Origin of the sequence: Nitrosomonas halophila (assembly GCF_900107165.1) — a bacterium.
In the GTDB taxonomy this organism is placed as follows: domain Bacteria; phylum Pseudomonadota; class Gammaproteobacteria; order Burkholderiales; family Nitrosomonadaceae; genus Nitrosomonas; species Nitrosomonas halophila.
In genome coordinates this window covers 1-3,624 of record NZ_FNOY01000120.1, presented here as the reverse complement: position 1 = coordinate 3,624, position 3,624 = coordinate 1, and the positions used below count along the sequence as shown (strand labels likewise).

The window sequence follows — 3,624 nt, the reverse complement described above, 5'->3', positions numbered from 1 at the left end:
CGTCAGTGGGAATAAAGGGCGGGCCATGCAATTTTTGCTTGTTCAATCAAAAAAATGGCAAATTATCCGATATATTTCAAGCTTTGGGTACTAGTTCCAGTGTTATTTTGCCCGGGCTTTTCATAATCACTTTCAGCCATGCAAGGAATCTCTTGGCAGCAAGTCATCGCTGGTGCCACCCGTAGGTTTGTTTTGGCAACCATGCATTATCGTAATCGCCATCACACTGAAGAAACCCACTTATTAAATGGGAAATAGCAAACAGCTTTTCAAATAGGACAAAATATCCCCGATCCCATCCAAAAATTGCCTGTCTGCTTGAAACAATTCAAGGCTCACGCTGCATGATGGATTGTCCAAAAATGATTTCAAGCCGGAGGCCAACGATCCAGGAAGCCTTGCGATGCTGATCGAGCTCCTCGCGTGGCCAATGCATGCCCACCCAGGGCTCGACGAAAAACCATTCGCGTAGATAGCGCTGCCGGTAGATCGCACGCACGCCATAATCCTCGGTTGGCACCGCCTGGGCGGTTTCGCCCCGGGCCCAGATTTCTCCGGCATAGGCCTGGTCATTGGAATACAGGTAAAACAGGCTGCCGGATGTACGCCAGCGGAATCCGTCGGTTTGCTGAGCGAAAATGCCGCGGCCAGACCAGCGCCCCAGCCAGCGCTCGCCGAAACTGATCTCGTAATCAAGCCGTTGTGACACTCCAAAACCATCACTATTGCGCCAGAAAACGACCGATTGCCAACGCAACTGACTGCGATCACTCAATTCGCTTTGCATCAAGTAGCGGACACGCAGATAGGGATCAAAACTCAGCCCGCCCCGGAAACCCGCCCCGAATGAAAGCCTGCGCCGTTCTTGGATCACAGGATCATAGCCGAGCCCGAGCAGCCATTCATTGTCAGCGCCCGGTTCGCGCAACAATCCAGGCCGGGCGCTGTCATCGCCAGTCATGAATTCATCGAACCCCAATCGGCCGACCACTGCCGAGAAGCGGTTTTCCAGGTAAGGGAGAAAAAAACGTGCCCGTAGATTTGAGATCACACCCCAGCCATCGGCCTGATCCCAGGTTGGACCGACCGACAAACGTCCAACCGATGTGGCCAGCATGGGATCATCGGCCGGCTGGTCATCAAACCAGCGTGGATCACCAAAAAAACGATCGACCCAGCGTGCTGCAGCATCCACGGTCGAGGTCACGGCAAACTGCACTGTGTCGATCCATAGCCTGTCCTCGGCATCTTCATGCGCGTCGTCACCGCTGTTTGCCTGCGGCTCGATCTCGCTGGGCGCATACGCCTCTCCCTCATCATGCGTATGCGCATGGGCATTGCCATCATCCGCCAGCCACAGGCTGAGGGATAGCAGCAACACCATCGAGCCGTCTCGAATAAAATTCGCCATACACCCTGGGATTCCGTTGCGTGATAGTGAGCATAAGCAATAATGCCTGCAGGAAAGGGTGGAATAAAGAACAATTACGAATGGATTGCGGCCTGATTCCAGACGCAGTTATTTTTCACGCATGGCCGGGCCGACTGCCAGCACCATGATAGCCAGCCATACAATGAACGACAAGCTGAGCACCAGCACGACAGCAATGAATGCGCCTGACCATGCCCCTGATTGCTGCGATCGGCGCGCACGGCGCCAAACCAGCCCACCAACCAGCACAGCGGTTGCGATTATCAGAAAGATGATAGTTGTCATTTAACATACCTGGCATTCAAGGCGAAATTATTGACAATCGGCTGGATTGCCGCGCCACTTCCGCCGTTCGCCAAACGGGGCACTTGCGCGCCGTCAAACACTCTGACCACCGCCAGCAAATCAGCTCGCATAACAAGAACCGGTGCACAGGTGCCACCCTGCCCCCCCTGTGACAAAAAATATTTGTTTTTCTCCAGAATTTGCTTGACTTGAAGCACCGTTCATGACGAGGCCCAACGGGCCGCAGCCATCCAGACACTTTCCATCGACAATGCATCGCCGCAATGGATATGACGTTGAAAAAATGGGCCTAAAACGGAAATGTCCAAACAGCTGCTTGGATTAAACACTGATTCTAAAAACATGCTTAGAGTGCAGCGCCACTTTGACCTTATCGAAGCGATGCAACAACTCGCCAAACCGCGCAATTCTCGATTCGATTTCCGCAACCGTAAGCGCCGGAAAACGGTGGCTGTGATAGGCCAGCCGGTTGGGGCCGGGGCGGCGCATATACAAGTCGGTCAGCAGTGCTTTCAGGCGCGCGGACAGCCATCCCTGAAGATATGTGCCCAGCGGTCTGGCTGGCGGCTGCTGGTTGCGGTAACCGCTGGCTTCCAGCACATCGACCATGCGTTCACAAGCAAGCGGGCCGTTTTGCGCAGCCAGATAGTAGTCGATCAGTTCTTGGCGCTCGCGCCCCGCCGCGGCGCCCAGCTCACCGGCCAGAATGCCGGATAACGTATCCATCAGCGCCTGGAAATCAAAACACTGATGACTGAGCCGGGTAGGCAGACCCTGGAAATCATAGTCGTAATACGTATTCAATGAGGCCAGGTAAGAAATGGCGGGCACCCTCAGCATGTAGGCCTCGAGCCCGGTCGTGCAACCGTTGTGCACCAGTGCTTTGGCAGCCAGCAGCCGGGGGATGACATTACCTTGATTGTCCACCACCACCCGTTGGCATTGTGCGGCGATCTCGTGATAGATCTGGAGGCTTTCACTGGGATGGGGGCGGACCACGATGCGCAAACTGGGAAATGCATGCTCAAGCGCCGGGATCATTTGTTTGAAGTCCGCCAGAACGGCCAGTTTATGGTTGCGCAGTCCCTCGGCGAATTCCCGGCTCATTCCCATACCGGGCTGGCCAAGCCGCGCACGCTTTTTCCAGAGCCCCTTGGCTGGCAGAAACAAACCGATGTTCGGAATAAACGGATTCACACCACTGAAATTGGTGTTGATCAGGAGGAAGTCCCCATAGCGGTCACGCAGTTTTTCCACCTCGCTCGCAAAGTAAGGCCGGATCTCTGGCCGCAACATATCCCCCCGCGGGTTGCCGGTAATATGTATCGGCATATTCTCCGGCAATGCAGGATACTGCCGTATCAGATCGGCATTTTCCTGCCCCCAGGCAAACATCTGCGCGACTTGCCGGATTGTCACAGGAGAAAGCCGCTGGGTGAAATAAGTATCGGCTGGCGGGTGCACCAGCGCCTCTTCTTCCCAGGCCACGATCTCGTGGCCAAGCTGCCGCAGAATTGTAAACATTGCGTTGCTGAGACTGCGCATGCTTTTGGCCAGATAAACCCCACGCGGAATGGAAGCCACCTGGAAATGGGTATAGGCACGCGAGCCCATGATGACCGGAAAACCCCGTTCTGCCGCCACACATGACAACAGCAGTTTGGCATCGAGTTCGCGCACCTGACTTTCTACCGGAATAATGAGGGTTGACGCTGATGCTTGATTGTTCATCCTGGCAATCTCAATTGATCGAACATGAAAATAGCAATTTATTCTTTTTATGACAATATGTTAACCCAAGTTCGCAGCTTTTTCCCCCAAAACCACCCAAAACCCCCCATTTTTGCTCTAAATCAGAAAAAAATTCTTTTATAATCAATAGCGAT

At 53.9% G+C, this 3,624-nt stretch carries 4 protein-coding genes; all 4 read right to left on the bottom strand.

Annotation, left to right across the window (positions count from 1 at the left end):
- Window positions 1–328: 328 nt before the first annotated feature.
- Entirely contained in the window at window positions 329–1,411 is a 1,083-nt protein-coding gene (locus tag BLV85_RS14395) for a hypothetical protein (RefSeq protein WP_090415913.1), read from the bottom strand.
- Window positions 1,412–1,519: 108 nt separating this feature from the next.
- Window positions 1,520–1,717, bottom strand: coding sequence for a hypothetical protein (locus tag BLV85_RS14390; protein WP_090415912.1), 198 nt, complete (start codon window positions 1,715–1,717; stop codon window positions 1,520–1,522).
- Window positions 1,714–1,848, bottom strand: coding sequence for a hypothetical protein (locus BLV85_RS15865; RefSeq protein WP_281245766.1), 135 nt, complete (start codon window positions 1,846–1,848; stop codon window positions 1,714–1,716). The genes BLV85_RS14390 and BLV85_RS15865 overlap by 4 nt, the downstream gene beginning before the upstream one ends.
- Before the next feature lie 211 nt (window positions 1,849–2,059).
- Entirely contained in the window at window positions 2,060–3,469 is a 1,410-nt protein-coding gene (locus BLV85_RS14380; RefSeq protein ID WP_090415910.1) for a surface carbohydrate biosynthesis protein, read from the bottom strand.
- Window positions 3,470–3,624: the final 155 nt, after the last annotated feature.